We start from the raw sequence: 21,966 nt of genomic DNA on the forward strand, positions 1-21,966 counted from the left end.
ATACCGTTTCAATCGTCGAGCAGACCTGTGCGCTCTGATTCCTCGATTACTCAAAGCCGTGATGCAGGCTAAACCTTGTCCAAGAGGGGTATTTCAAGCCTTAATTGAGCAAGAGACATAATCAGGTGCTTTTATATAAGGCAGATAGGCCATCTAATTTCATTGTGTGCTCCCTGTTGCATGTGCAGATGAATTTTTTATTTTCTTACTCATTCTAGCTTTTTATGCTGGGTGGCTATAATTTGATTGGGATGGCTGATGTTTTGGGACAACACCCCAGCGCGCGCCCTCGTGACCCCGCCACGCCTGCCCACTTAACACACTATTTTTTATGCACTCGCATGATGAAGGCTCAAGCCGTGCCAAATATGGGCCTGAACGGTAAAGAAAGCCCCTATAAAAGCTTGCATAATTTGCGTATTGCTTGCCTGTTGTTGCAAGGGAAGCAATACATATTATCAGGGGGGCGTAATTCTACTTCTGGTTATGATTATTTTATGAGGGGGCTACCTCAACCATAACAATTAGCCCCGAAACATCATCCTCGAATGAAGAAAAAACATATTCCCACGATTTAACGGTAAAGTAATATGATTTGCTACCAGATTTTATTGTGATGTGCATGCCTTAAAATAATGAACTTAAAATAAAATCTTGATTTCCGACTTTTTCCCCATCTTTGATGTTGATGAATGTTGTAATTTGCTGATTGGATTCCATTATGAGTCCTTTTGTTGTGCATAACGTTAAAATTCAGTAACAGGGGTCAGAGCAAACCTATTGTGAAATTCTAAATAACTAACGTTAAAATTAAGCAGCTTGCCTACGCTGGATAACTGGGGTCATGGGGTCAGAATAAAATTAAATCCTACTATGCTTAATGGTCTTAGTGCCAAAGAAAGCAGATTTAACTTTACTCTGACCCCAGTTATTACCCTATTACCCTATAGTTATTCCAAGCCATCAAATATGAGCCACTATAATGGCGGCATCATTTGGGTTGTTCATGGCGGCATTCCCGCTTAACTTGGTAACTACCACATGATTTTGGCAATTTCCTACAACCGTGGCCAAATTTCGTTCGAACTTATTACTGTATGCCAAAATTAACTTGTCGCAGTATGCGTATTTAATAGCCGCTGACCAGCATTCATGTAAATAATCACCCATAGAAAAAATTGCGACTAATTTTCCTTTGTATATAAGCACGCATTCAAAATCTAATGGATTTCCTCCGACTGTAACTTTTGGCACAACAACTGTCGCTCCTTTTGTAATAAGGTCGCTGTATACCAAGTTCATGGTTGTGGTCTTGCCAGTGTTCAGATCGCCGCATAGAAGGATAATGTCCATGAGTTTCCTCGAGTAAACATAACGTTTAGGTTAAGGGGCGGGGGCACGTCACAGAGAGCGAAGCAAACGATTTGCACCGTTTGTTAGGCCTCATGCTCACCATTCAAATGAAAATAAAAATAACTGGGATCAGAACAAAATTAAATCCTACTATGCTTAATGCTCTTAGAGCCAAAGAAATCGGATTTAACTTTACTCTGACCCCAGCTATCTTCAGTTATCTTAGTTATCTTAGTTATCTTTGATTCAGGTGGCTTAAAATATATGGAAGACAAATGCAGCTTCAGTGACATAAAAAAGTATCGTGAAATAGTTGAGGCTCTGCCTCCCGGGGTTGAGTAGCGAGTTTTTCAAGCCAATGATTCTTTGACTGCTCAATTGCTTGCTCTAGCAAAGACTCCCAAGACTGGTTGTTGAGCTTTACGATACAACACATAGGAAATTTAAAGAAGACGCCATTTCCGCATTGTGTGTCGTCGATAATTTCTCTAACTGCAACGCCATAAAATACATCGAAAGAATTGAAGGCAAGGAATAAGTGTTCCTTGCCATCAATTAGGTGGCGAAACTTCTTAGTGAATACGTTTTGCATAGGGTTTTGCTCTTAAAGAGAGTTTGAGGAGCCTGCGCGGCTTTTCGCGCAGGTCCGGTGGGATGCCTTACTGGGCGCAGCCTGAAGTGTCTTATATCCAGATGCTACACCCGATAAGGCGGATGTTTGCACTATGCAACTACTAGGCAAGTTTCATGACAGACTAAGCGTAGTACAAAATAAGGGCTTTGCTTGTTCATCTGTCATAAAGGTTATATTTCAGCTATTTCGTTTAGTTACTTCTACTGAAGGATTTTTGCGGGGCAGGGTGATTATCTGTTGCGATTTGTGGTGATGCTTTTTAATGTGGCTTAATCCTAAGTAATTGATTTTTGTTGGTATTTAAACCCCTCACGCATGGGGTGCAAGGGGGCTGCTTACGCTGGCCCTTTTTGATTGTTGGCCGAATTAATTCGCCTGTCAGTTGCTAAGCATTAGCAGGCAGGTCTGATCTTTTATCTTAGAATGCTGTTTGGTACTGGCTGTCAGGTATCCGCCACTTGCTATTTCTAAATCATAACCAGCGCAGAGATGAGCAAAGCCACCTTGTAAATTTCCCTGCACAGCAGCAAGTTATCCGGCTTATAAACTAATAATTGATTTTACCTGGCCTGTGCCACGTTAAGAATGAGCTTTGTCTTTGATTTTATTGGTATTTGATGCATTTTTACTTAATGAAAAACATCTGTTTAATATTCTGTTTTTCCGGGCACGGGTGGAATCAGTGCGTGTAATTTCACTGCTGTAATTATGTATCTTGTCTCTGATCTTTAAATAACAGAAGCTTTTTCTATTTATGAAGAAAGGAATGCGGCGTGATAAAACTTAAAGTCTTTTGCATGCTTATGCTGGCGTCAGCAGGCGTCATGGCCAGTGAGGCTAATCTGCCTGAGGAAATGCTGCGGGGAAAAAATCAGCAATATCAGGAAGGCTTTCGTGATGGCTTTCGCGAGGCGGTGCGGATGATGAATGGCAATCAGGGAAGTCAGAATAGTGACAGGCGAAAAATTCAGATTTTGAATGCGACTTATGGCTCAGCAAGAGGGCGGTGTGATTTTACCCAGCGGCTGGCCCGCTCTGCCAACGATAAATCATCTTATCGCTTTAAATCAGGCAATCAGTGGTGCGGCGATCCTTCTGATGGTTATCAGAAAATGGCAACGGTTGAATATGCCTGCCGTGGCAAGGTAAGACGAGCTTATGTTCGGGAGGGGCAATCGGAAACGCTGCGGTGTTATTGATTTTTGCTGTTTAATAGCCTGGCGAGTTGTTTTGCAGGAAAGAATATATATGGGTATTTACACTAGATATTGAGCTTTAGTTCTGTTTAATGGCGGCTTCTTTATTTATCCAAAAACAAAATGGGTCAAAAGATAAGTGTCATCGGACTTTATGCAGCTGCACAATGCGTTTATTCAGCTGATCATTGACTAGAATGCATAACAATGCAGGGCTTAATTCGGTCAAAATTGGCTGATTTTTATGTTTGTTGACAAGGCATGCATGGCTTTTTTGAATAAGCCTTGCTTTCATCGATAAATATTGAATAAAGGTGGATTGCATGCAAAAAAAACTCTGCCTGTTCAATTTTTTTATTGGAATAATTTTAAATTTATGGATGTTTTTTTTTTGCCGTTGCTGCTGAGCCATGGGGCGGGCCGATTACCGGGCCGCCTGCTCAAACAGGAAAGACGGTCGTTTTTATTGCTTCAGACCTTAAAAATGGCGGAGTAGCCAATGTGTATCGCGGTTTGGAAAAAGCCTGCCAAAAATTAGGCTGGAGGCTTATCTTGCAGAATGGCGAGGGCAAAAATGACAAACTGCAAAAGCTATTAGTGCAGAGTATTGCCCGGCAAGCGGATGGCATTGTCCTGGCACTAAGCCGGATCGCTTCATGTCGCTCTCAGCAAACAGCAACGATTGCCGAGCCGCTAACCATGCAGGGCTATTAATTAGCTGATGAGTTAAATCGTGCTTTTGCAGGCAGCCCGCCCAGTGGTTATATATCGAGGCCAATCTTAGTAACGTGTGATTTTCTTAAGAAAATGGGCAATCTCGGTATCGAAAATGAGTTGGGGTTTGAGAGTGCATACACCAGAATTTGGCATAACAGATAGCAAGGCAGTTAAAAAGACGATGTTTTAATGGCTGTTCAAAGGAGTCAGACTCTTTTTATTTGCCGGTTGAGTTGTACTTGATGATTGGGGGCGGGCTGATATATGCCATTCAATAGCGAACTGCAGAATTAAAAAAGGCAAACACACTGTGCTTGCCTTTGATTAAAAAAACAGCGGCTATTATTTTGCCATTTCTTCTTTAGGTGCATCTTTTTTCATTTCTGCTTCGTGTTTCTTAGCGTCTTTCCGTGCTTTATGTTTTTTCGCTTCTTTCTTTTGTAAGGTCATGCCGTCTTTGTTCATCAGCCCTTCAGCAAATGAGGCGACAGAAGTTAAAGCAATACAAGATGCTGCAACTGCGATAATAAGCTTTTTCATAAATGGAGCTCCTTGGATGAAACGGCTGAATGTAGATTAAAGCTGCAATTTAGCCCATGTCAGCATGCCTGATATTTCAGTGGCATTACATGCTCTTGTGAGCAATGAGCGTCCTTATTCATAAACTACACAAGGTGTTTTTTCCAGAAGGAAAAACGGTAATATTGTCACTGGCTTTCGATTTTATTGGGTTTGTGTTTTAAAAGCTTTTAAGTTTTGGTGTGAAAACAAGCTTGCAGGCTGATTGTGTAATTACAATCTGGGTTGCTGTGTTCATGCTTTCTTTGATAGCGGCCAGTTTTATATGGGGAGTGATTGCGTTTAATCACCACCGCCCCCGCCGCCCCCACATCCGCCGCTACAGCCCCCGTTGCATCCGCCACTATCCCCGCTGCTGTCTGATCCGCCCGAAGAATCTGAGCCGCTGCCAAAATCGCTGCTGCTGGTGAATTCACTACTGAGATCAGATGAATAAAATCCTGCGCCGCAATGCACTGTGCCGCTGCTGCTTGCTGCAAGCTGGCTGCAGTCGGGGGTGTAATAAAAGCCATTGGCTAAGTTCCATTTAGCATCTAAGGCAAAGAGCAAAGGCAGGCGGGTAGGGTGTTTGGGGTTGATGTTTTCTTCAAGGCAGGCATAGCGCCAGCAGGTGCGTAAGCCATCGTTATTTCGCAGCTCAGGGCTGAGCGCGCTGGCGGGTGTGTGATGCAAATAGCGGCCAAAGGCTTTCTTGCAAAAGGCCTGATAGTTTTTGGTGTAAAGAATAAATTCATGCCAAAGGTCGTCCACCACTTGCGAAGGCATGGCGATGTGGCGATAGCCGCTTTGATGATAAACCTGAAAAAACTGCCTGAGGGCATGCGCCACCAGCTGCCGGTCTTTGAGCTTAAGCTCGGGTCTTACTTTGTGCAGCTTATCAAGCAGGCCGGGCGGGAACATATAGCTGCGAATATAATCCGCACGGGCTGCTTTTCTGAGGCGGTGCCACATTAATAGCAGGGCAATGCTCAGGGAAAAAAGAAGGAAGTACATATTGCTCGCTTGTTTTGATGAGGTATGGATGCGCCATAATGCCCCGGGCTTGTGTCCAGGCTCCGGGGCGCTTGATCAGGCGTCCAAACCATCCTGTACTAACTCCGCCGCACGTAAGACTGCGCGCGCTTTGTTTAAGGTTTCCTGCCATTCACTCTCTGGTACCGAGTCAGCCACGATACCGGCTCCGGCTTGCATATACAGTACTTTGTCTTTCACAACCGCAGTACGCAGGGCGATGGCGACATCCATATCGCCATTAAAGCCCAGGTAGCCAACGGCGCCGGAGTAAATGCCACGCTTTACCGGCTCCAGCTCGGCAATGATTTCCATCGCCCGCACCTTGGGCGCGCCGGAAACGGTGCCGGCGGGGAAGGTGGCTTTGAGAACATCAATATTGCTCATGCCGGGTTTAAGTTTGGCCTCCACGCTGGACACAATATGCATGACGTGTGAATAACGCTCGATCACCATTTTATCGGTTACCGCTACGCTGCCGGTTTGCGCCACACGGCCTGCATCGTTGCGCCCCAAGTCCATCAGCATAATATGCTCGGCAATTTCCTTAGGATCGGCCAAAAGCTCGGCTGCGAGTGCTTCGTCTTCCAGGCGGGTTTTGCCGCGTGGCCGTGTGCCGGCAATCGGGCGCACGGTGACGGTATCGTCTTCAAGGCGCACCAGAATCTCTGGTGATGCACCCACAATATGAAAGTCACCAAAATGGTAGAAAAACATATACGGCGACGGGTTTAAGGAGCGCAGTGCGCGGTAGAGTGAGATCGGTGATTCTTCAAAAGGCAGGCTCATACGCTGCGAAAGCACCACCTGCATGATGTCGCCATCAATAATGTAATCTTTGGCTTTAAGTACTGCAGCTTTAAACGCTTCCTCGCCAAAGCCTGATGTCATCTGGCTAACGCTGGGTGCCCGGCCTTGCAGTGGGATTTTGGCGGGCTCGCGTAAGGCCATACGCAGCGTATGGATGCGGTCGGCAGCGGTCTGGTAAGCGTTATTTTGTTCGGTATTGGCGTAAACCACTAAAAATAATTTGCCGGACAGATTATCAACCACCACCAATTCTTCAGACAGCAAGAGCTGGATATCGGGCGCGCCAATTTCATCTGGCTTTTGGGTGCTTGCGAGTTTTTTCTCGATATAAGCGATGGTTTCATAGCCAAAATAGCCGACTAAGCCGCCCAAAAAGCGCGGCAGCATTTTATTGGCCGGGGCACGGTAGCGCTGTTGAAAGCTTTCAATAAAATCCAGCGGATTGCCCTGATGGGTTTCAATCACCTCGTTATTACAGATGACTTCGGTCAGATTGCCACGCACTTTTAAGCGTGTGCGGGCGGGCAAGCCAATAAAGGAATAGCGGCCAAACCGCTCGCCACCTACAACAGATTCTAAAAGATAGGTGTAAGGCTGATTTGCCAGTTTCAGATACACAGACAAAGGCGTATCTAAATCGGCAAACAGCTCTAATGCCAGCGGAATGCGGTTATAGCCTTGCTCTTTAAGAGCATTAAATTCGGTGATCGACAACATGGATAGACTCCAAACTGGGTTTCGGTGACATGACGCAGAAATTTGTAAGCAAAAAGGCGGGCAGTTGCCAAAAGCTGAACAGGCTGCCTGTGCAAATTAAGAGCGACGCCATCGCTGTGGGTTGGAGTAAAAGCCCATATTGCTCCGTGAGGTGAGGGATCTACCCCGATTTTTGCCGATCTTAGTCAGGATGGTCAACCTTCTTGAAGAGCCAAATGGGGCGCTTTGCTGTTTTCTTCGCTTTACAGGGGGATATATCTTTACGAGTGCTGTCTGAAAGGTGCTTTGACATCCGTTTTCTCCGTGGCTGCAGTGCTTTAGCTTAGCGCACCGTGCGTTGCGCCATTTCGAGCTGGGAAAGCAGTTTTTGTAATTTGGCTTCGAGCGGGTGATCCAGGGCAATAAAGTGCATGCCCAGCAGCAAAACATCGTGGTGGGCTGATATCTCTTCAAATTGGCGCAGGCTGCAAACCTCAATTAGGGTGCTGGCGGAGCCAGTATGGCCAAGTTCTATGATGATTTTATGTTGCTGAGCTATTTGTAGCTCTTGTGCAAAATCTGCCGGAACCCAGCAGGAGAGCCCGCCTATGGATAAATCACAGATCACAAAGCGTAAGGCTTTGCTGCCCGTTGTTTGAAACTGGCAATAAAAGGGCTGATTCTCAGGGATTTTGGTGCGAAAGTGTTCCCGCCGTTGTAGCTTAATAATGGAATCGGGTAGGGCTATGCGAAATGCCGCATGCCCCTGATAGCGCCATGGGTTCAGATTGCAGTTGAATTTAATTAAAGAGCCACCGCCAGGTGTTGCAATACAGATGGCTTCGCAAACAGGAATATCCGCCTGAGGGTTGAACAGGCAGCAGGTATTGTCGGCCTGGTTTATTTCTAAAAGGTGGCTGAGAATCAATTCGTCGCCGTTGTTCAGAAATAAGTTAATGGCATCTCCGTGTTTTTGGAGCATGGAGAAAATCGATAAGATTTCACGCCGGTCTGCCTTTCTGAATGATTCCAGCTCGTCGACTTCATTCATTAGCGATTTGAGTGTGCTTTTAAAATTCATACGCCCTTCGCACTTGTTTGGGGGCGCAGGCTTACGCCCCCTTTAATAATTTAGGCGATAAATCTATTGCTGGCCTGTCGTGGCGTGATTGTTTTGGGCGGATGGTATTTTTTGCATCCTGCGCTGCATTTCGTCGCGCTTTTATACGTCTTATCTGCCTGAGTTGCGCTTTATCTCATCCTCCTGAACCTTGTGTTAAGGCCGCATATATTGGATGCATTCTTCTGATGAGGACTGCTCAATGTATCCCGTGATCTTAAAACAGGTTAGCAAGCACTATCGTATGGGCTCGGTCGTTGTGCCCGCCTTGCAAGAAGTCAATCTGGTTATTTATCCCAACCGCTTTACGGTTATTGCCGGCCAGTCGGGCAGCGGTAAAAGCACTTTGCTTAATTTAATCGGCTGCATAGACCGCGCCGACGAGGGCGAGGTGATTGTGGCGGGGCAATATATTGCGCAGCTGCCTGATGATGCGCTGGCCGATTTCAGAGCGCGGCATTTAGGGTTTATTTTTCAGAATTTTAATTTGCTGCCCGTATTGTCAGCCTTTGAAAATATTGAATATCCACTGCGCATGCTGAATATGCCTGCCACAAAACGTAAAGCCCGCGTGATGGATTTGCTGGATGCGGTGGGGCTGGCCGATAAAGCTCAGCATCGCCCGGGGCAATTATCCGGCGGGCAAAGACAGCGGGTGGCGATTGCCCGCGCACTGGCCCCCGCGCCGCAATTGGTGCTGGCCGATGAGCCAACGGCCAATCTGGATAGCCAGACCGGCAAGGCCATTTTGCAATTGATGCGCCGTATGCAGCTGGAGCATCAGGTGAGCTTTGTGTTCTCTTCCCATGATCCGCAGGTACTGGCCGAGGCCGATGATGCCATCATGATTCGTGACGGGCGGGTGGTCTCTGTAGAGCAATTTGATCGGTCGGCCGCCAGAAAACAGGAGGTGCTGGTATGAATATTTTCTCTTTAGCCATGCGTAATCTTTTGCGCAACTATCGCCGCTCTCTGGCTACCTTACTGGCTATGCTGGTGGGGGCGGTGACCATCTTATTATTTGGCGGCTACAGCCAGGATCTGAATTTAGGGCTGCAAACCGGCTTTGTGCAAAGTAGCGGCCATTTGCAAATTCAGCATAAAGATTATTTTTTATACGGCAATGGGAATCCGGCCGCTTACGGCATCGCTGATTATCCCCGGCTGCTGGAGGTCTTGCAAAAAGACCCTGTGCTGGCCCCCATGCTGAATGTTATTACCCCCACGCTGAGCCTTGGCGGTATTGCAGGGAATTTTTCGGCGGGCGTATCCCGCACGGTGCTTGGGCGCGGTGCGGTGGTGGAAGACCAAAATAAACTGGGGCAGTGGAATGATTATGATTTTCCGATCAAACCCAAAAAATCAGCGCTGACAGGCACTGCAGAAGATGCTGTGGTAATTGGCTCGGGCGTGGCGCGGGTCTTGGCTTTGTGCGGCGTTTTGCAAGTGAAGAACTGCCCGCAACCCAGTGTGGAAGCCGCCAGTGGCGCGGATGCGCCTGCCGATGTACTGGCCTTGTCCGAAGGCACGGCGGGCACGGCAAACACAGGGCGCATTGAAATGCTGGCGGCTAATTCGCATGGTGCGCCCAATGTGGCTGCCCTGACGGTGGTGAAGGCTGAAACCATTGGGGTGAAAGAGCTGGATGATATGTTTGTGGGCCTGCATTTATCTCAGGCGCAAAAGCTGATTTATGGTGCGGGTACGCCGCAGGTCACGGCGATTGTGCTGCAGCTGAAGCACAGCAGCCAGATGGCCGTGGCCAGAGCACGGCTGGCGGAATTGCTGGCCGGTCCGCTTAAAAATCACCCGCTTGAAGTGCTGGATTACACCACGATTAATCCGCAATACGGCCAAATCACCGGCATGTTTACTGCCATCTTTGGGTTTATTTCCTTACTGATTGGCTCGATTGTGCTGTTTACCGTGAGCAACACCATGAGCATGGCCGTGGTAGAGCGAACTGTAGAAATCGGCACCCTGCGCGCTATAGGCTTGCGCCAGTCGGGTATCCGCCGCTTATTTGTCTGTGAAGGCGTGTTGCTGGGTTTATTGGGTGCGGTGGCAGGGTTGCTTACGGCATTGGCTCTGGCGTGGATGGTGAATCACAGCGGCCTGACCTGGACTCCGCCGGGGAATGTTGATCCCATCCCGCTGACTGTGCGGGTGTGGGGCGAGAGCCAGATGCTGCTGACCACGGCTCTGGGGCTGGTGGGCGTGGCCTTATTGTCGGCATGGTGGCCGGCAAGGCGGGCTGCGCGGCTCAATATTGTGGATGCCTTACGGCATACCTGAGCAGGAGTGCAAAATGGTCTCAATCTTATATGTGCATCTGGTTTTTGCGATGAGCGCCTTATTAATGGGCGGGGCGGTATTGTGCCTGGCTAAGGGATCGGCCCGGCACCGGCTCATGGGCAGGGCCTGGATGGCCTTCATGGCGGGTACGGCGATCTCCTCCTTTTGGCTGTCGGGCCTGTGGGAAGACCATCGTTTCAGCCCTGTGCATTTATTGTCGGTATGGGTGCTGGTTTGCATCGTGGTGGCGGTTCGTGCGGCCAGAGCCGGGCAAATTAAGCTGCACCGGCGCTTTGTCCTTGGGAGTTATCTGGGTTTGCTGGGGGCTGGCGCAGCAACGCTGTTGCCAGGGCGCTTGCTACACACGTTTTTCTTTGCCTGAACGGGGAGATTGTAATGAAACTACTGTTTGTAATGAGTCTTTTACTCAGCAGCGCCAGTTTTGCTGCGGTGGATGCACAGGCTTTGTTGGCGGCCAGCGATGCCATTCGTAATCCGGATAAATCGTTTGGGCTAAATTCAACGCTGATCGAATACCGTAAAGGCAAAGAGAGCGACAGAAATACGCTGGCGATTTATTCCCGGCCTGATAACGGGCGTTTTCGTAATTTGATCCGCTTTGTGGCGCCCATTCGCGATGCGGGTAAATTGCTGCTTAAAGATGGCAATGATTTATGGTTTTATGATCCGGCCAGTAAGGCCAGCGTGCGGATCTCACCTCAGCAGCGTTTGCTGGGACAGGCCGCTAATGGGGATGTGTTAACGGTGAATCTGGCGCTGGATTATCGCGCGGCATTTTCAGGTGAAGAAGAAATCCAGGATGGCGAGCGTAAAAAGCGTGTGTGTTACAAGCTGACTCTGAAGGCTGTTTCGCCGGATGTAACCTACCACGGCATTGAGCTTTGGATCGACAGCAGCAGCAAACAGCCGGTTAAATCCTTGTTTTATACCGAAAGCGGCCGTTTGTTAAAAACAGCGTACTTCCGCCATTATCAAACCCTGCTTGGGGCTGAGCGACCAAGTGAAACGGTGATTATCGATGGCCTTGATCCAACATGGGTTACGGTGATTAAAAATAGCGATTACGCATGGCGTGATGTGCCGGAAAGCTGGCTGCAGAGGGATTATCTGCCCCGCTTTAAGCCGGAGTAAACGATGAAATGGCTTATCGCTTTGCTGTGCTCAGCAGCAATCGCCAGCGATCAGGATGCGCTCTTGCTGGCGGATCAAACCTCGGCAGAAACGGTGGTAAACAGTGATTGGTATTTATCTGTCGAGGGGGCATGGGGTAAAGCGTATTCAGATAAGGGCAGCGAAAATACCCAGCGCCGCTCACTAGATTTTCGTCTGGATACTGCGCTCACGGCAGATTGGCGTGTGGTGCTGGCAGACAGGCTGGATGGTTTTGGCCCCGGCTGGCAAGAGCCGGAAAGTAAAGTGAATACCTTAAAAGAAGCCTACTTAAGCTGGCAGCCCGCTGCCGATATGGTGTTTGATTTTGGCCGGATTAATACCCGCTATGGAGTGGGGCTGGGTTACAACCCGAGTGATTTTTTTAAAGAAGGGGCGGTCAGATCGGTGGTTTCGGTGGCACCTGCCAGCTTACGTGAAAATCGTCAGGGCAGCGTGATGCTGCGCGGGCAAAAGCTCTGGTCTGGTGGTGCGCTGACGGCTTTGTATTCACCCAAACTGGCGAATTACCCGGATAGTGATGCGTTTAGCCCGGATTGGGGGGCGAGTAATCCGCGTCATCGCTATTTGCTGGCACTAAGCCGCAATGGTGAGATTACATCGCAATTTATATTGTTTGGCGATACGGATGCAGAAGTGCAACTGGGGCTTAATTTAACCGGCCTGCTGAATGACGCAACCGTGCTGCATGCCGAAGCCAGTACCGCTAGCGAGGGGGGCAGGGTCTACCGGCTTGCCAGCGGGCTGACATGGACTTCTGAATCCAAGCTTTCGTTAAGCTTTGAATATCAGTACGATGGCGGGGCAAAAAATGCCACAGACTGGGAAGCGTTGCAAAAAGGGCCCGTGCAGGATTACTGGCGGTATCGCACAGAGGCGCAGTCGCGCCAGGCTTTGCTGACCCGGCAAGCCACAATGGTCAGTGCGCGCTGGCCTGATTTAATTCCTCAGCTGGAGCTGACTGCGCTGTGGCGGCATGATTTAATCGATCGTAGTGATATGGCATGGGCTGAAGCGCGTTACCACTTTAAAACAGTCGATATTGCATGGGAATTTCAGCTGAATCGCGGGGATGCCCTTTCTCAATATGGCGCTTTGCCAGAAAAACGCTCAAGCACCCTGTTATTAAAATATTTCTTTTGATTTGTTTTTGAATGCACAGCACAGTGGTTACTTAAGAAAAATCTGCCTGAGTGTTGCCGTTAAAATGACTGTTTGTGTTTTTGCCTTAAGCGCAATGATTTAACTCTGCTTGCCATACACTATTTTTAATCAGTTTAAATAAGAGCCATATGATTAATACTTCTGAGTTTCTGGCCCGATGGCGGCGCGATTTCCCTATTTTATTGCTGGTTAATACCCTTATCGCTGTTTTATGCACTTTATCGAGTAAGCCTGAATATTTTTGGGATAATTTACTCATTTCGCATTCAATTGGCTTTAGCATTTCTGTGCTAAATACGCTCGCTTTTTGTTCGGGCAGCGGGATGGGGGGGCAACGTTTATGGCGTTTAATTGTGGTGCTGCCACTGGGGCTCTTCTTTGGTTTTAAGCTGGCTTATTTTTTGGGCGCGCCGGATGTTATCAGCTATTTCTGGCTTAACCCGCAATATCAATGGCGCTGGATTGCGCTGGCTTTTTTGGTGGCAGTCGCGGCCACAGGGTTCTTTTTTGTCCTTTATCGCTCACAAACTTACCGTGCGCAGCTGGCGATTGAGCAACAACGCCTGGCCGAAGTACAGCAATCAGAAATTGCCGCCCAGCTGGCCATGCTGCAGGCGCAAATAGAGCCGCATTTCTTATTTAATACGCTGGCCAATATGCGCAGCCTGATCAGCCGCGATGCACCGCTTGCGCAAACAATGCTGGATCATTTAAATGATTATTTGCGTGCCAGCTTAAGCCGCACGCGTAAAAAGCAGGTTACTTTGGCGGAAGAGCTTGATTTGGTGACCGCGCTTTTGGCGATCAGTAAAATTCGCCTTGGCGATCGCTTGCAATACCGGATTGATGTGCCGGCTGATTTACAAGCCGCGCTGCTGCCGCCGCTGCTTTTACAGCCGCTGGTAGAAAACGCTTTAGAGCATGGCATTGAGCCCGCAATTGCCGGGGGTGAGCTGCATATTGTGGCAGATGTTGTTGAAAAACTGCTGCGCTTAAGGGTTTATGATAGTGGCTTGGGTTTGCAAGGGGCGGGTGAAGAAGGCGTGGGCCTGCCGAATGTGCGTAAGCGTTTAGAAAATCTATATGGCAAGGAAGGGCGTCTGGCGCTTTATCCCAATGTGCCCTGTGGTGTGATTGCCGAATTAATTCTACCTTTGAATAAAATCTGAGGAAAGGAAGCCCCATGCCTACCGCCTTAATTGCCGATGATGAGCCTTTACTGGCCAGCAGCTTGGCTGAGCGCTTACAAGTACTTTGGCCGGATTTAAATATTGTGGCTGTTGTTAAAAACGGGCTGGAAGCGGTGAATGAGCTGAATCGCCTTTCACCTGATTTTGCTTTTTTAGATATTCGCATGCCCGGCTTAAGTGGCCTTCAGGTGGCCAGTACCTTGCGTGATACCCGCGTGGTGTTTGTGACGGCTTTTGATGAATATGCCATTTCTGCTTTTGATAATGCGGCCCTCGATTACTTATTAAAGCCGGTCAGCGATGATCGCTTATTGCAATGTGTGACGCGTTTGCAAAGAGAGCGTAAACCACAATTTGATTTTAATGCTTTACTCAGCAGTATCCATAAAGAGGCGGCGCCACTGGCTTGGCTTACTGTGGGCCTTGGCGATATCACGCGCTTAGTGGCAGTGGATGAGGTTTTGTTTTTTCAGTCGGCCGATAAATACACAGAAGTTGTAACCACATACGAGCGGCATTTAATCCGCACCTCGCTTAAAGATTTATTGCCGCAATTAAACCCCAAAAGCTTTGTCCAGGTGCACCGCTCTTATATTGTGAATTTGCATGTCGTGGCACGTATCGAGCGGGATATTCTTGGGCGGCAACGTATTGAGATTAAAAATACATCGCATACATTGCCGCTGAGCCGTAGTTTTGCCGGGCAGTTCAGGCAGATGTAGCCGCCGGTTGTTTTGACGGAGGGAATTCAAAGTACGCATGCTGAACGGGGTTTAGTGCTTTGTTTTATATGCATTACTTTTTTAATGATTCATGGCTGGCGGATTGTTTTTGCCTTTATATTTACTTTATAGCCAGGTGATTGGGGCAGCTTAAAGCGGGTATGTGGATTTGTTAAAATGGCAGATTATGTTTTTATTTGTATAAAAAATGATTTTTTCGCAACAGCGAATTCTTATGTACCCTGATGGGGCGTTCTGGCATAGAATCTGAGCTCTGAAAAAAATATTAAGCATGTTTTACCAAGGTGTGGGAGTGTGCCGCACACTTATGGGTAAAATCCTGATTTGGGGGTTTTGTCTGGTAAAGCAATCTTAAGTTCGATAGGCTGCCAGGGGCTCGATAATGAATATTTCACAACGCCTCACCGCGTTAATTGCTGTTGCACTGCTTTCCTTATTGTCTGTGATGCTGCTGGGCGTATCACGCCTGAATGATCAAGCCTCCCGTTTAAAGTATATTTCTGAGCATTCAATGCAAAGCGCTTTATTGGCTAATCGGATTGCTAATGATTTAAATCAAAACCGTATTGTTTTGTTTGTGCATATTTTGTCGTCTAAAGATCAGGAAAAAGCAGAAATTATCAAATTTGTATCCGGTAATCGCGATACGCTGGTGAAAAATATTAATGCATATAGTCAGCTAGTTGCAGGGCAGGAAGACGCCGATTTATATAAAAAGCTGCAGGCTGCATATAACGATTACGATCGCCTGTATATGGATGCAATTAAATTATCTGATGACCGGGATTTTACCGGAGCCTTTGAGCTGGCCAATGCCACTGGTTTTGCCAAATTTATGGCGGTCATTCAGCCGGTTAATGGTCTGGTTAAATTTAATGATGATTATGCCAAACGTCTTATTGTAGAGGCCGATGCAGCAAATTCAAAATCAATTACTTTATTTTGGGTGATTTCTGGTCTGGGTATTGTACTTGTATTATTTATTGGCATATTGATTTACCGTGCAATTAAAAAGCCAATGGCCGATAGCCTAGCGGCTTTATCTTATATTGAAAAAAACCTGGATTTCACCGGACGTATTCCGGTAGCCGGAAATGATGAAATTAGTCATTTAGTTAAAGCAGTTAATCATATTTTAAGTACGGTACAAGACAGCTTTATCAGTATTGAGCAGTCGATTACACAAATGGCAGGCTCTGCCGTGCAGGTTTCTGCCAATACTCAGCAGCTTTCAAAAATATCTGCTGTATCGAGCGAATCAGCAGCACATATGGCGGCAACAGTAGAAGAAGTCACGGTCAGCATTAATCATGTTGCAGAGCGCGCGCGGGATACAAAAGTACATACGCAGGATTCCGGGCGCCTGGCTAGCGATGGCGAGCGCGTGATTAATGCGACGGTCACTGAGATTGATGCTATTGCCGGTACGGTACGGGAAGCCTCGGCGGAAATGAGTGATTTGCAATCCAGAAGCAATCAGATTCGCACTGTGGTGAATGAGATTAAAGAGATCGCCGATCAGACCAATTTACTTGCGCTCAATGCTGCAATTGAAGCGGCTAGAGCGGGTGAGCTGGGGCGTGGTTTTGCGGTTGTCGCCGATGAAGTGCGTAAGCTTGCCGAGCGTACCAGCCGCTCAACTCAGGAAATTGCCAATACCGTGAGTGCCATTCAGGAAGGATCAGACCGCGCGGTGGCGCGGATGCGGCAGGTGGTATTACAGGTGGAAGAAGGTGTGGCGCATGCGCGGGATGCGGGCTCGGCCATTGCTAATATTCGTGTGGCTTCGGGCTTGGTGGTGAATTACGTGGTAGATATTTCTGAGGCGCTTGTTGAGCAAAGCAGTGCCAGCACTGCAATGGCACAGCAGGTAGAAAAAATCGCCCATATGTCCGAGCAGACCAATGATGCTGCGGTGCATTCTGCAGCGTCGGCTGACCAGCTGCAGCAACTGATTGAAACGGTAAAGAAAACCATTTCGGGTTATCGATTGCGTTAACTGCTGCCGTATTGCATGAAATAGGCCCCGTTCTGACGGGGCTTATTGCTATTTGATTCAGGAGTGAAAATGATAGATCGGCTTAAGCAATCGAGTTCTTTTTGGATGATTCTGGCTTGTTTTTGTTTTGCAATTATGGGGGTTTTTGTTAAATTAGGCAGCCAGCAATTTTCAGTGGCTGAATTGGTATTTTATCGTTGTATAGCAGGGCTGGCAGGCATTTTTCTGGTGGTCTTATTGCAGGGTAAAACGCTGAAAGTTAATTTGCCCATGTTTAAATTACATATGTCACGTTGTGTGGCGGGCTTTACTGCCTTGTTATTGTATTTTTATGCGATTGTTCATTTGGCATTGCCCACGGCTGTTACGCTCAGTTATACCTCGCCGCTGTTTTTAACGCTGATTACAATTTTTTATTTAAAAAACAAACTTCAGCCACGCCAGATTCTGGCTATTCTGATTGGCTTTGTGGGGGTGGTTATTTTATTAAAACCAACCTTTGAAAGCTCGCAGTGGCTGGCGGGTTTAATGGGCCTCGGCTCCGGGTTTTTATCGGGTGTGGCTTATTTTAATGTGAATAAATTAGGTCAGGCTGGCGAGCCTGAGTGGCGCACTGTTTTTTATTTCTCTCTTGTTTCAACAGCAGGGGCTGCCATATTAATGAGCCTGCAGGATGCGCCATTAACCTTTTTAAATCTTAATAATATTTGGATTGTTGCAGGCTTGGGTATTTCGGCAACGATTGCGCAACTGGGGATGACCCGTGCATACAGCAGGGGTAAAACATTGACGGTGGCCAGCCTGGCTTATTTAACCGTGCTCTTTGCGACTGTATTTGCCGCTCTGCTTTGGGATGAGCAGCTAAGCTGGTCAAGTTATATCGCCATGGCTCTGATTGCGGCATGTGGCATATTATCAAGTGCTTTTAAAAAAAGTGTTAGGCTCTGATGTATTTGCATCTTTGCTCATATTTTTGTGTTTTCTTGTAAATGAATAGTGGCCGGTGGCGTCTGTGATGATGTGCTGAGTTTGAGGAGAAATTGATGCGATTTTTATTGTCAAATGATGATGGTTATTTTGCTCCGGGTATTTTGGCTTTAGCAGAAGCATTACGTGAAGAAGGTGAGGTGACGGTCTGTGCACCGGAGCGGGATCGTAGCGGTGCGAGTAATTCACTGACGCTGGATCGCCCCTTGAGTGTGCGCAAAGCGCCCAGTGGTTTTATGTATGTAAATGGCACGCCAACCGATTGCGTGCACCTTGCCGCAACAGGTTTGATGGATTCCTTGCCGGATATGGTTGTTTCGGGCATTAATCATGGTGCCAATATGGGCGATGATACGATTTATTCGGGTACGGTGGCCGCCGCCACCGAGGGGCATTTGTTTGGTGTTCCGGCGATGGCTGTTTCACTGGCTTCACGCAACCCGCGGCACTTTGACAGTGCAGCGCAGGTGGCCAGAGACTTGGTGAGGCGGTTTATCCGCCAGCCTTTTGCCACGCCTGTATTACTGAATGTAAACGTACCGGATTTACCTTATGCCGAGATAAAAGGGGTGTTAATGACGCGTTTGGGGCGTCGACATAAATCTTCCGGCGTGATTCAATCCAAAAATCCGCGCGGTGAAACCATCTGGTGGGTAGGGCCGGTAGGGGAAGTCTCTCATGCCGGAGAAGGGACTGATTTTCATGCTGTAGCAAATGGCTATGTATCAGTGACACCACTATCGGTGGATTTAACCGCTAAATCTCAACTTGATCTTGTCTCAAAATGGCTATCCGATTAAATATTGCCGCTCTGGGCGGCGCAGGCATGACGTCCGCAAGAACGCGGGCGAGGCTGGTGGAGCGCTTAAAGACGCAGGGTATCAGTCATGCGGGCGTTCTGGCCGCGATGGCGGAGGTGCCCCGCCATGGTTTTATGGATGAAGCGCTGGCGCACAAGGCTTATGACGATGTGTCTTTGCCCATTGGTTTTGGGCAAACCATTTCCCAGCCTTATATTGTTGCAAGAATGACCGAGCTGGCTATGGGGGCTGCCCGGCATGACAAAGTGCTGGAAATTGGCACAGGATGTGGTTATCAGACCACAGTATTAGCGCTGTTATTTAAAACGGTTTATTCGGTCGAGCGGATTGGTGGCTTATATAAAGCCACGCGGGATCGTCTGAGCGTGTTGGGTGTGCATAATGCACGCTTACGCCATGCTGATGGCAGCAAGGGGCTTGCGGAAGCGGCCCCTTACGATGTCATTATTATCACGGCGGCTGCGCCTATTTTGCCGGAAGATATGCTCCCGCAGCTGCAAGTAGGCGGACGCCTGATTTTTCCTGTGGGTGAAACTGATCAGGAATTACGCCAGATAGAACGTACAGCTGAGGGCTTTATTGAAACCCGGCTGGAAAAAGTTAATTTTGTGCCGCTGTTACCGGGTGTTGTGTAAGTTATTTTGTAATGCAATTGCAGGCTGGTTCGTGCCTGTTGCGTGATTGCGTTATTTATATTGATGAGTAAGGAGATGAATCCGTGAATTGGCAACGCTTGTGTGCCCCTCTGGCCTTGATGCTTGGCGCTTGCGCCAGCCAGCCAACACCTCCTGCACCGATTGTGGATCGCAGTGCTCAGGCCGTTGTTCCTCCAGCGCCTCGCGTTAATACACCTGCCGCGCCTGTTGCGGGCGCAGATCCCCGTCCGGCAACTTACATGGTGAAGAAAGGCGACACGCTGTACCGGGTCGCTTTGGATCATGGCCTTGCCTATCGTGATTTGGCTGCATGGAATAATCTGGGGGATGTGAATGGGATTAAGATTGATCAAACCTTAAGGCTCACACCGCCTGATGGTGCGGTTGAAATTCGCCCTTTAAAAACAGATGAAGTGCAAAAAACAGACACTAAATCTGAACTGAAGCAGGAAACTAAAAACTATCCCAAAGTTGTAAAAGTACCCTATGGCGCACAGTCTGCCAGTGCTGTAGCTGCGCTTGCTGAAGGCCCGGTTGTTGTGTCTAAATCACAATCTGACAGCGCAAAACTACCGTCTGTCACCGCTTCTGGAGGATCGGTGGCCAAAGCAGCCTCAGAGGTGCGTGCAGCTTCCGCCGTGAAAACGGCCGAAAAACCAAGTAATAATGCCTCTTCTGCCCCTATTAACAGCGATGAAAAGCCAGGAGATTGGGCTTGGCCGACAGCAGGTAAAACAGTGAAGGTTTTCTCTGAAGAAAATCGTGGTATTGATATCTCAGGAAAAATAGGCCAGTCTGTAATTGCATCAGCTAATGGTAAGGTTGTTTACGCAGGCTCAGGCTTACGTGGGTACGGAAAGATGATTATCCTTAAGCATAATCAAGAATTCCTGACGGCTTATGCAAATAACAGTAAACTGTTTGTCAAGGAGGGGGGCGAAGTAAGAAAGGGGGAGAAAATTGCTGAGATGGGTAATAGCGATAGTGATCAGGTCAAACTGCACTTTGAAATGCGCAGATTTGGGAAGCCGGTAGACCCTGCAAAATACATCCAAGCGGAAAAAAAATGAACGATCAGCTTGATATTCTGGAAGAGGAATTACTCGAGGAGGCAGATGATCTCGAGAAGGCCGAGCAGGAAGAAGGTTCGGAGATTGAGGCCGAGCCTGCTGCGGATGAAGCGGAAGCCCACGTTCATGAAAGTACGGGCGACGTGACGCAGATTTATCTGAATGAAATCGGCCAGAGTAAATTACTGACCCCTGATGAAGAGCGGGCCCTGTCACGTAAAGTGGTGCAGGGTGATTTTCAGGCTCGGCAAAAAATGATTGAGCATAATTTGCGCTTGGTCGTGAATATCGCCAAGCATTATATTAATCGCGGAATGACCCTTCTTGATTTAATTGAAGAAGGTAATATCGGGTTAATGCACGCATTAGAAAAATTTGACCCCGAACGGGGTTTTCGTTTTTCTACTTATGCCACTTGGTGGATTCGGCAAAGCGTAGAGCGCGCAATTATGAATCAATCGCGCACTATTCGATTGCCCGTGCATGTAATTAAAGAATTAAATGTGTATTTACGTGCTCAGCGCCATTTGGAAGCGCAATTGGGGCACGAGCCGGTGATTGAAGATATTGCCCATTTGGTGGGTAAATCGGTGGAAGATGTACGCCGGGTAATGAGCTTGAATGAAAGAGTCGCTTCCCTTGATGCGCCGCTTGATATAGACCCAATGCTGACCATTGGCGAATCAATCCCGGATGACCAGCACGATGGCCCTGAAGCCATTTTGCAAAATGCTGAAGTAGAGCGCTATGTGCGTGAATGGCTGAAGCAGCTTAATGAAAAACAACGCATTGTGATTGAGCGCCGCTACGGCCTCAACGGCTATGAAGTCTGTACGCTAGAAGACTTAGCCGCCAATTTGAATTTAACCCGCGAGCGCGTGCGTCAGATTCAAATTGAAGCACTGGAACAATTACGCCGTATCTTACGTCGCTATGGCGTAACGAGTGATGTCTTGCTCTGATCGGGCCTTTGCTCTGTATATAAAAAAGCCAGTGCGATCCACTGGTTTTTTGCGTTTACAGGCCCTGCTCCGGATATATTGAGCACTATCTTATGGGCTTAGCTTATTCAAAAAGAGGGGAAATGCCCAGCGATGTGCTGACAAATTCTTTACTCATTTCGAAAAAGAAGCCGGGTGAATGAGTGCAAACGAGCAGCATAGCTGCTCAGGGTGAAGATTTATTCTGTATGTGTTTGTGAGAGCTGCAAGGCGTATATTCCACCGTGCTCACCCGCCTTCGCTTGTATTTTTCCGCGGCCAGACCAGCCGGAGAAATCGCCAGTGCCACTATCCGGTTCAATGCTTAATGTGCCACTGACCCCCGCAGTGCTGGAGAACAATCCGTCGTGCCTGAGTACAAAGCTGCCTTCATATTCTGCAATTTTGCCAGTAATGCGCTCATATCCCATAAAGGCAACGTCGCCGCCTGCTTTGCGGGGATAAGACAATAAATATTCGAGTACGCCATCCCCGGTCAGATCGCCCGTTAGTGTATTGCCAATGCTGGCACGGCTGAGCTTGCCTGCACCTGCAGGCTCATGAAAGGCAATTTCGGACCAGCCCTTAGCGACAAAATGAATGCATAGTGAAGATGGAAGCATTTGATATCGGTAATTGTCAAGATAGTTGAGATGTTTTTACGATTTAAGCGACCTGTAATTCCTCGCTTGTTTTAGGCTCAATAGCCCGGTCGGGGTTCAATTGCACTTCATCTTGCCAGCTCCAGTTCCGA

Annotated in this window: 22 protein-coding genes; 15 read left to right on the forward strand and 7 right to left on the reverse strand. The window is 48.0% G+C overall.

The features are described from left to right. Nucleotides 1–963 precede the first annotated feature (963 nt). Together CSQ88_RS18215 and CSQ88_RS18220 are read right to left on the reverse strand one after the other, a co-directional pair. Nucleotides 964–1,353: a hypothetical protein gene (locus CSQ88_RS18215; RefSeq protein WP_099399510.1), complete on the reverse strand. Its 390-nt coding sequence runs from the start codon at nucleotides 1,351–1,353 to the stop codon at nucleotides 964–966. Between the two features lie 283 nt (nucleotides 1,354–1,636). Beyond that, entirely contained in the window at nucleotides 1,637–1,945 is a 309-nt protein-coding gene (locus CSQ88_RS18220) for a hypothetical protein (RefSeq protein WP_099399511.1), read from the reverse strand. Between the two features lie 815 nt (nucleotides 1,946–2,760). Here CSQ88_RS18220 and CSQ88_RS18225 point away from each other — a divergent pair. Both CSQ88_RS18225 and CSQ88_RS23050 read left to right on the forward strand, forming a co-directional pair. Next, nucleotides 2,761–3,186, forward strand: coding sequence for a hypothetical protein (locus tag CSQ88_RS18225; RefSeq protein ID WP_143449511.1), 426 nt, complete (start codon nucleotides 2,761–2,763; stop codon nucleotides 3,184–3,186). Between the two features lie 549 nt (nucleotides 3,187–3,735). Then, the gene (locus CSQ88_RS23050; protein WP_180273720.1) at nucleotides 3,736–3,897 is read left to right on the forward strand and encodes a hypothetical protein; all 162 of its coding nucleotides are present in this window, start codon (nucleotides 3,736–3,738) and stop codon (nucleotides 3,895–3,897) included. Between the two features lie 345 nt (nucleotides 3,898–4,242). Here the strand turns inward: CSQ88_RS23050 and CSQ88_RS18240 are convergent, their stop codons facing one another. The 4 genes from CSQ88_RS18240 to CSQ88_RS18255 all read right to left on the reverse strand — a co-directional run bounded on the left by CSQ88_RS18240 (nucleotide 4,243) and on the right by CSQ88_RS18255 (nucleotide 8,077). Continuing rightward, a complete protein-coding gene (locus CSQ88_RS18240) occupies nucleotides 4,243–4,440 on the reverse strand; it encodes a hypothetical protein (RefSeq protein ID WP_099399515.1) in 198 nt (65 codons plus the stop codon). 321 nt (nucleotides 4,441–4,761) lie between these two features. Next, the gene (locus CSQ88_RS18245; protein WP_099399516.1) at nucleotides 4,762–5,472 is read right to left on the reverse strand and encodes a hypothetical protein; all 711 of its coding nucleotides are present in this window, start codon (nucleotides 5,470–5,472) and stop codon (nucleotides 4,762–4,764) included. A gap of 75 nt (nucleotides 5,473–5,547) precedes the next feature. Continuing rightward, nucleotides 5,548–7,017 carry an anthranilate synthase component I gene (gene trpE, locus CSQ88_RS18250; protein ID WP_099399517.1) on the reverse strand — a complete coding sequence of 490 codons (1,470 nt, stop codon included), beginning with the start codon at nucleotides 7,015–7,017 and terminating at the stop codon, nucleotides 5,548–5,550. Nucleotides 7,018–7,339: 322 nt separating this feature from the next. Next, a complete protein-coding gene (locus CSQ88_RS18255) occupies nucleotides 7,340–8,077 on the reverse strand; it encodes a flagellar brake protein (protein WP_099399518.1) in 738 nt (245 codons plus the stop codon). Nucleotides 8,078–8,318: 241 nt separating this feature from the next. Here CSQ88_RS18255 and CSQ88_RS18260 point away from each other — a divergent pair, with 241 nt between their 5' ends. The 13 genes from CSQ88_RS18260 to rpoS all read left to right on the forward strand — a co-directional run bounded on the left by CSQ88_RS18260 (nucleotide 8,319) and on the right by rpoS (nucleotide 21,194). Further along, the gene (locus CSQ88_RS18260) at nucleotides 8,319–9,038 is read left to right on the forward strand and encodes an ABC transporter ATP-binding protein (protein ID WP_099399519.1); all 720 of its coding nucleotides are present in this window, start codon (nucleotides 8,319–8,321) and stop codon (nucleotides 9,036–9,038) included. Then, nucleotides 9,035–10,411: an ABC transporter permease gene (locus CSQ88_RS18265; RefSeq protein ID WP_099399520.1), complete on the forward strand. Its 1,377-nt coding sequence runs from the start codon at nucleotides 9,035–9,037 to the stop codon at nucleotides 10,409–10,411. The genes CSQ88_RS18260 and CSQ88_RS18265 overlap by 4 nt, the downstream gene beginning before the upstream one ends. A gap of 13 nt (nucleotides 10,412–10,424) precedes the next feature. Then, the gene (locus CSQ88_RS18270; protein WP_180273721.1) at nucleotides 10,425–10,793 is read left to right on the forward strand and encodes a DUF2306 domain-containing protein; all 369 of its coding nucleotides are present in this window, start codon (nucleotides 10,425–10,427) and stop codon (nucleotides 10,791–10,793) included. A gap of 14 nt (nucleotides 10,794–10,807) precedes the next feature. After that, nucleotides 10,808–11,563 carry an outer membrane lipoprotein-sorting protein gene (locus CSQ88_RS18275; RefSeq protein WP_205836310.1) on the forward strand — a complete coding sequence of 252 codons (756 nt, stop codon included), beginning with the start codon at nucleotides 10,808–10,810 and terminating at the stop codon, nucleotides 11,561–11,563. Nucleotides 11,564–11,566: 3 nt separating this feature from the next. After that, the gene (locus tag CSQ88_RS18280) at nucleotides 11,567–12,745 is read left to right on the forward strand and encodes a hypothetical protein (RefSeq protein ID WP_099399522.1); all 1,179 of its coding nucleotides are present in this window, start codon (nucleotides 11,567–11,569) and stop codon (nucleotides 12,743–12,745) included. Nucleotides 12,746–12,894: 149 nt separating this feature from the next. After that, nucleotides 12,895–13,935 (forward strand): sensor histidine kinase, encoded by a 1,041-nt coding sequence (locus tag CSQ88_RS18285; RefSeq protein ID WP_099399523.1) that lies wholly within the window; start codon nucleotides 12,895–12,897, stop codon nucleotides 13,933–13,935. Nucleotides 13,936–13,949: 14 nt separating this feature from the next. After that, on the forward strand, nucleotides 13,950–14,678 hold the full coding sequence (locus CSQ88_RS18290; RefSeq protein ID WP_099399524.1) for a LytTR family DNA-binding domain-containing protein: 729 nt from the start codon (nucleotides 13,950–13,952) through the stop codon (nucleotides 14,676–14,678). Between the two features lie 403 nt (nucleotides 14,679–15,081). Next, entirely contained in the window at nucleotides 15,082–16,698 is a 1,617-nt protein-coding gene (locus tag CSQ88_RS18295) for a methyl-accepting chemotaxis protein (RefSeq protein WP_099399525.1), read from the forward strand. Between the two features lie 69 nt (nucleotides 16,699–16,767). Next, a complete protein-coding gene (locus CSQ88_RS18300) occupies nucleotides 16,768–17,646 on the forward strand; it encodes a DMT family transporter (protein ID WP_257212667.1) in 879 nt (292 codons plus the stop codon). Between the two features lie 95 nt (nucleotides 17,647–17,741). After that, nucleotides 17,742–18,485 carry a 5'/3'-nucleotidase SurE gene (gene surE / locus CSQ88_RS18305; RefSeq protein ID WP_099399526.1) on the forward strand — a complete coding sequence of 248 codons (744 nt, stop codon included), beginning with the start codon at nucleotides 17,742–17,744 and terminating at the stop codon, nucleotides 18,483–18,485. Nucleotides 18,486–18,511: 26 nt separating this feature from the next. After that, the gene (locus CSQ88_RS18310) at nucleotides 18,512–19,141 is read left to right on the forward strand and encodes a protein-L-isoaspartate(D-aspartate) O-methyltransferase (RefSeq protein ID WP_218963144.1); all 630 of its coding nucleotides are present in this window, start codon (nucleotides 18,512–18,514) and stop codon (nucleotides 19,139–19,141) included. 260 nt (nucleotides 19,142–19,401) lie between these two features. Next, complete coding sequence (locus CSQ88_RS18315) at nucleotides 19,402–20,232, forward strand: peptidoglycan DD-metalloendopeptidase family protein (protein WP_218963143.1); 831 nt, start codon at nucleotides 19,402–19,404, stop codon at nucleotides 20,230–20,232. Further along, entirely contained in the window at nucleotides 20,229–21,194 is a 966-nt protein-coding gene (gene rpoS / locus CSQ88_RS18320) for an RNA polymerase sigma factor RpoS (protein WP_099399528.1), read from the forward strand. The genes CSQ88_RS18315 and rpoS overlap by 4 nt, the downstream gene beginning before the upstream one ends. Nucleotides 21,195–21,412: 218 nt before the next feature. Here the strand turns inward: rpoS and CSQ88_RS18325 are convergent, their stop codons facing one another. Beyond that, nucleotides 21,413–21,835 carry a DUF3224 domain-containing protein gene (locus CSQ88_RS18325; protein ID WP_099399529.1) on the reverse strand — a complete coding sequence of 141 codons (423 nt, stop codon included), beginning with the start codon at nucleotides 21,833–21,835 and terminating at the stop codon, nucleotides 21,413–21,415. Nucleotides 21,836–21,966 lie beyond the last annotated feature (131 nt).

Origin of the sequence: Iodobacter sp. BJB302 (assembly GCF_002735645.1) — a bacterium.
In the GTDB taxonomy this organism is placed as follows: domain Bacteria; phylum Pseudomonadota; class Gammaproteobacteria; order Burkholderiales; family Chitinibacteraceae; genus Iodobacter.

What these genes read in the sequence shown, in the direction of transcription:
- CSQ88_RS18260 (WP_099399519.1), top strand. Translation starts at nt 8,319, where the DNA reads ATGTATCCCGTGATCTTAAAACAGGTTAGCAAGCACTATCGTATGGGC.
- CSQ88_RS18285 (WP_099399523.1), top strand. Translation starts at nt 12,895, where the DNA reads ATGATTAATACTTCTGAGTTTCTGGCCCGATGGCGGCGCGATTTCCCT.
- surE (WP_099399526.1), top strand. Translation starts at nt 17,742, where the DNA reads ATGCGATTTTTATTGTCAAATGATGATGGTTATTTTGCTCCGGGTATT.
- CSQ88_RS18265 (WP_099399520.1), top strand. Translation starts at nt 9,035, where the DNA reads ATGAATATTTTCTCTTTAGCCATGCGTAATCTTTTGCGCAACTATCGC.
- CSQ88_RS18295 (WP_099399525.1), top strand. Translation starts at nt 15,082, where the DNA reads ATGAATATTTCACAACGCCTCACCGCGTTAATTGCTGTTGCACTGCTT.
- CSQ88_RS18215 (WP_099399510.1), bottom strand. Translation starts at nt 1,353, where the DNA reads ATGGACATTATCCTTCTATGCGGCGATCTGAACACTGGCAAGACCACA.
- CSQ88_RS18325 (WP_099399529.1), bottom strand. Translation starts at nt 21,835, where the DNA reads ATGCTTCCATCTTCACTATGCATTCATTTTGTCGCTAAGGGCTGGTCC.
- CSQ88_RS18310 (WP_218963144.1), top strand. Translation starts at nt 18,512, where the DNA reads ATGACGTCCGCAAGAACGCGGGCGAGGCTGGTGGAGCGCTTAAAGACG.
- CSQ88_RS18240 (WP_099399515.1), bottom strand. Translation starts at nt 4,440, where the DNA reads ATGAAAAAGCTTATTATCGCAGTTGCAGCATCTTGTATTGCTTTAACT.
- CSQ88_RS18220 (WP_099399511.1), bottom strand. Translation starts at nt 1,945, where the DNA reads ATGCAAAACGTATTCACTAAGAAGTTTCGCCACCTAATTGATGGCAAG.
- CSQ88_RS18275 (WP_205836310.1), top strand. Translation starts at nt 10,808, where the DNA reads ATGAAACTACTGTTTGTAATGAGTCTTTTACTCAGCAGCGCCAGTTTT.
- CSQ88_RS18280 (WP_099399522.1), top strand. Translation starts at nt 11,567, where the DNA reads ATGAAATGGCTTATCGCTTTGCTGTGCTCAGCAGCAATCGCCAGCGAT.
- CSQ88_RS18245 (WP_099399516.1), bottom strand. Translation starts at nt 5,472, where the DNA reads ATGTACTTCCTTCTTTTTTCCCTGAGCATTGCCCTGCTATTAATGTGG.
- CSQ88_RS18270 (WP_180273721.1), top strand. Translation starts at nt 10,425, where the DNA reads ATGGTCTCAATCTTATATGTGCATCTGGTTTTTGCGATGAGCGCCTTA.
- CSQ88_RS18290 (WP_099399524.1), top strand. Translation starts at nt 13,950, where the DNA reads ATGCCTACCGCCTTAATTGCCGATGATGAGCCTTTACTGGCCAGCAGC.
- trpE (WP_099399517.1), bottom strand. Translation starts at nt 7,017, where the DNA reads ATGTTGTCGATCACCGAATTTAATGCTCTTAAAGAGCAAGGCTATAAC.
- CSQ88_RS18300 (WP_257212667.1), top strand. Translation starts at nt 16,768, where the DNA reads ATGATAGATCGGCTTAAGCAATCGAGTTCTTTTTGGATGATTCTGGCT.
- CSQ88_RS18255 (WP_099399518.1), bottom strand. Translation starts at nt 8,077, where the DNA reads ATGAATTTTAAAAGCACACTCAAATCGCTAATGAATGAAGTCGACGAG.
- rpoS (WP_099399528.1), top strand. Translation starts at nt 20,229, where the DNA reads ATGAACGATCAGCTTGATATTCTGGAAGAGGAATTACTCGAGGAGGCA.
- CSQ88_RS18315 (WP_218963143.1), top strand. Translation starts at nt 19,402, where the DNA reads ATGGTGAAGAAAGGCGACACGCTGTACCGGGTCGCTTTGGATCATGGC.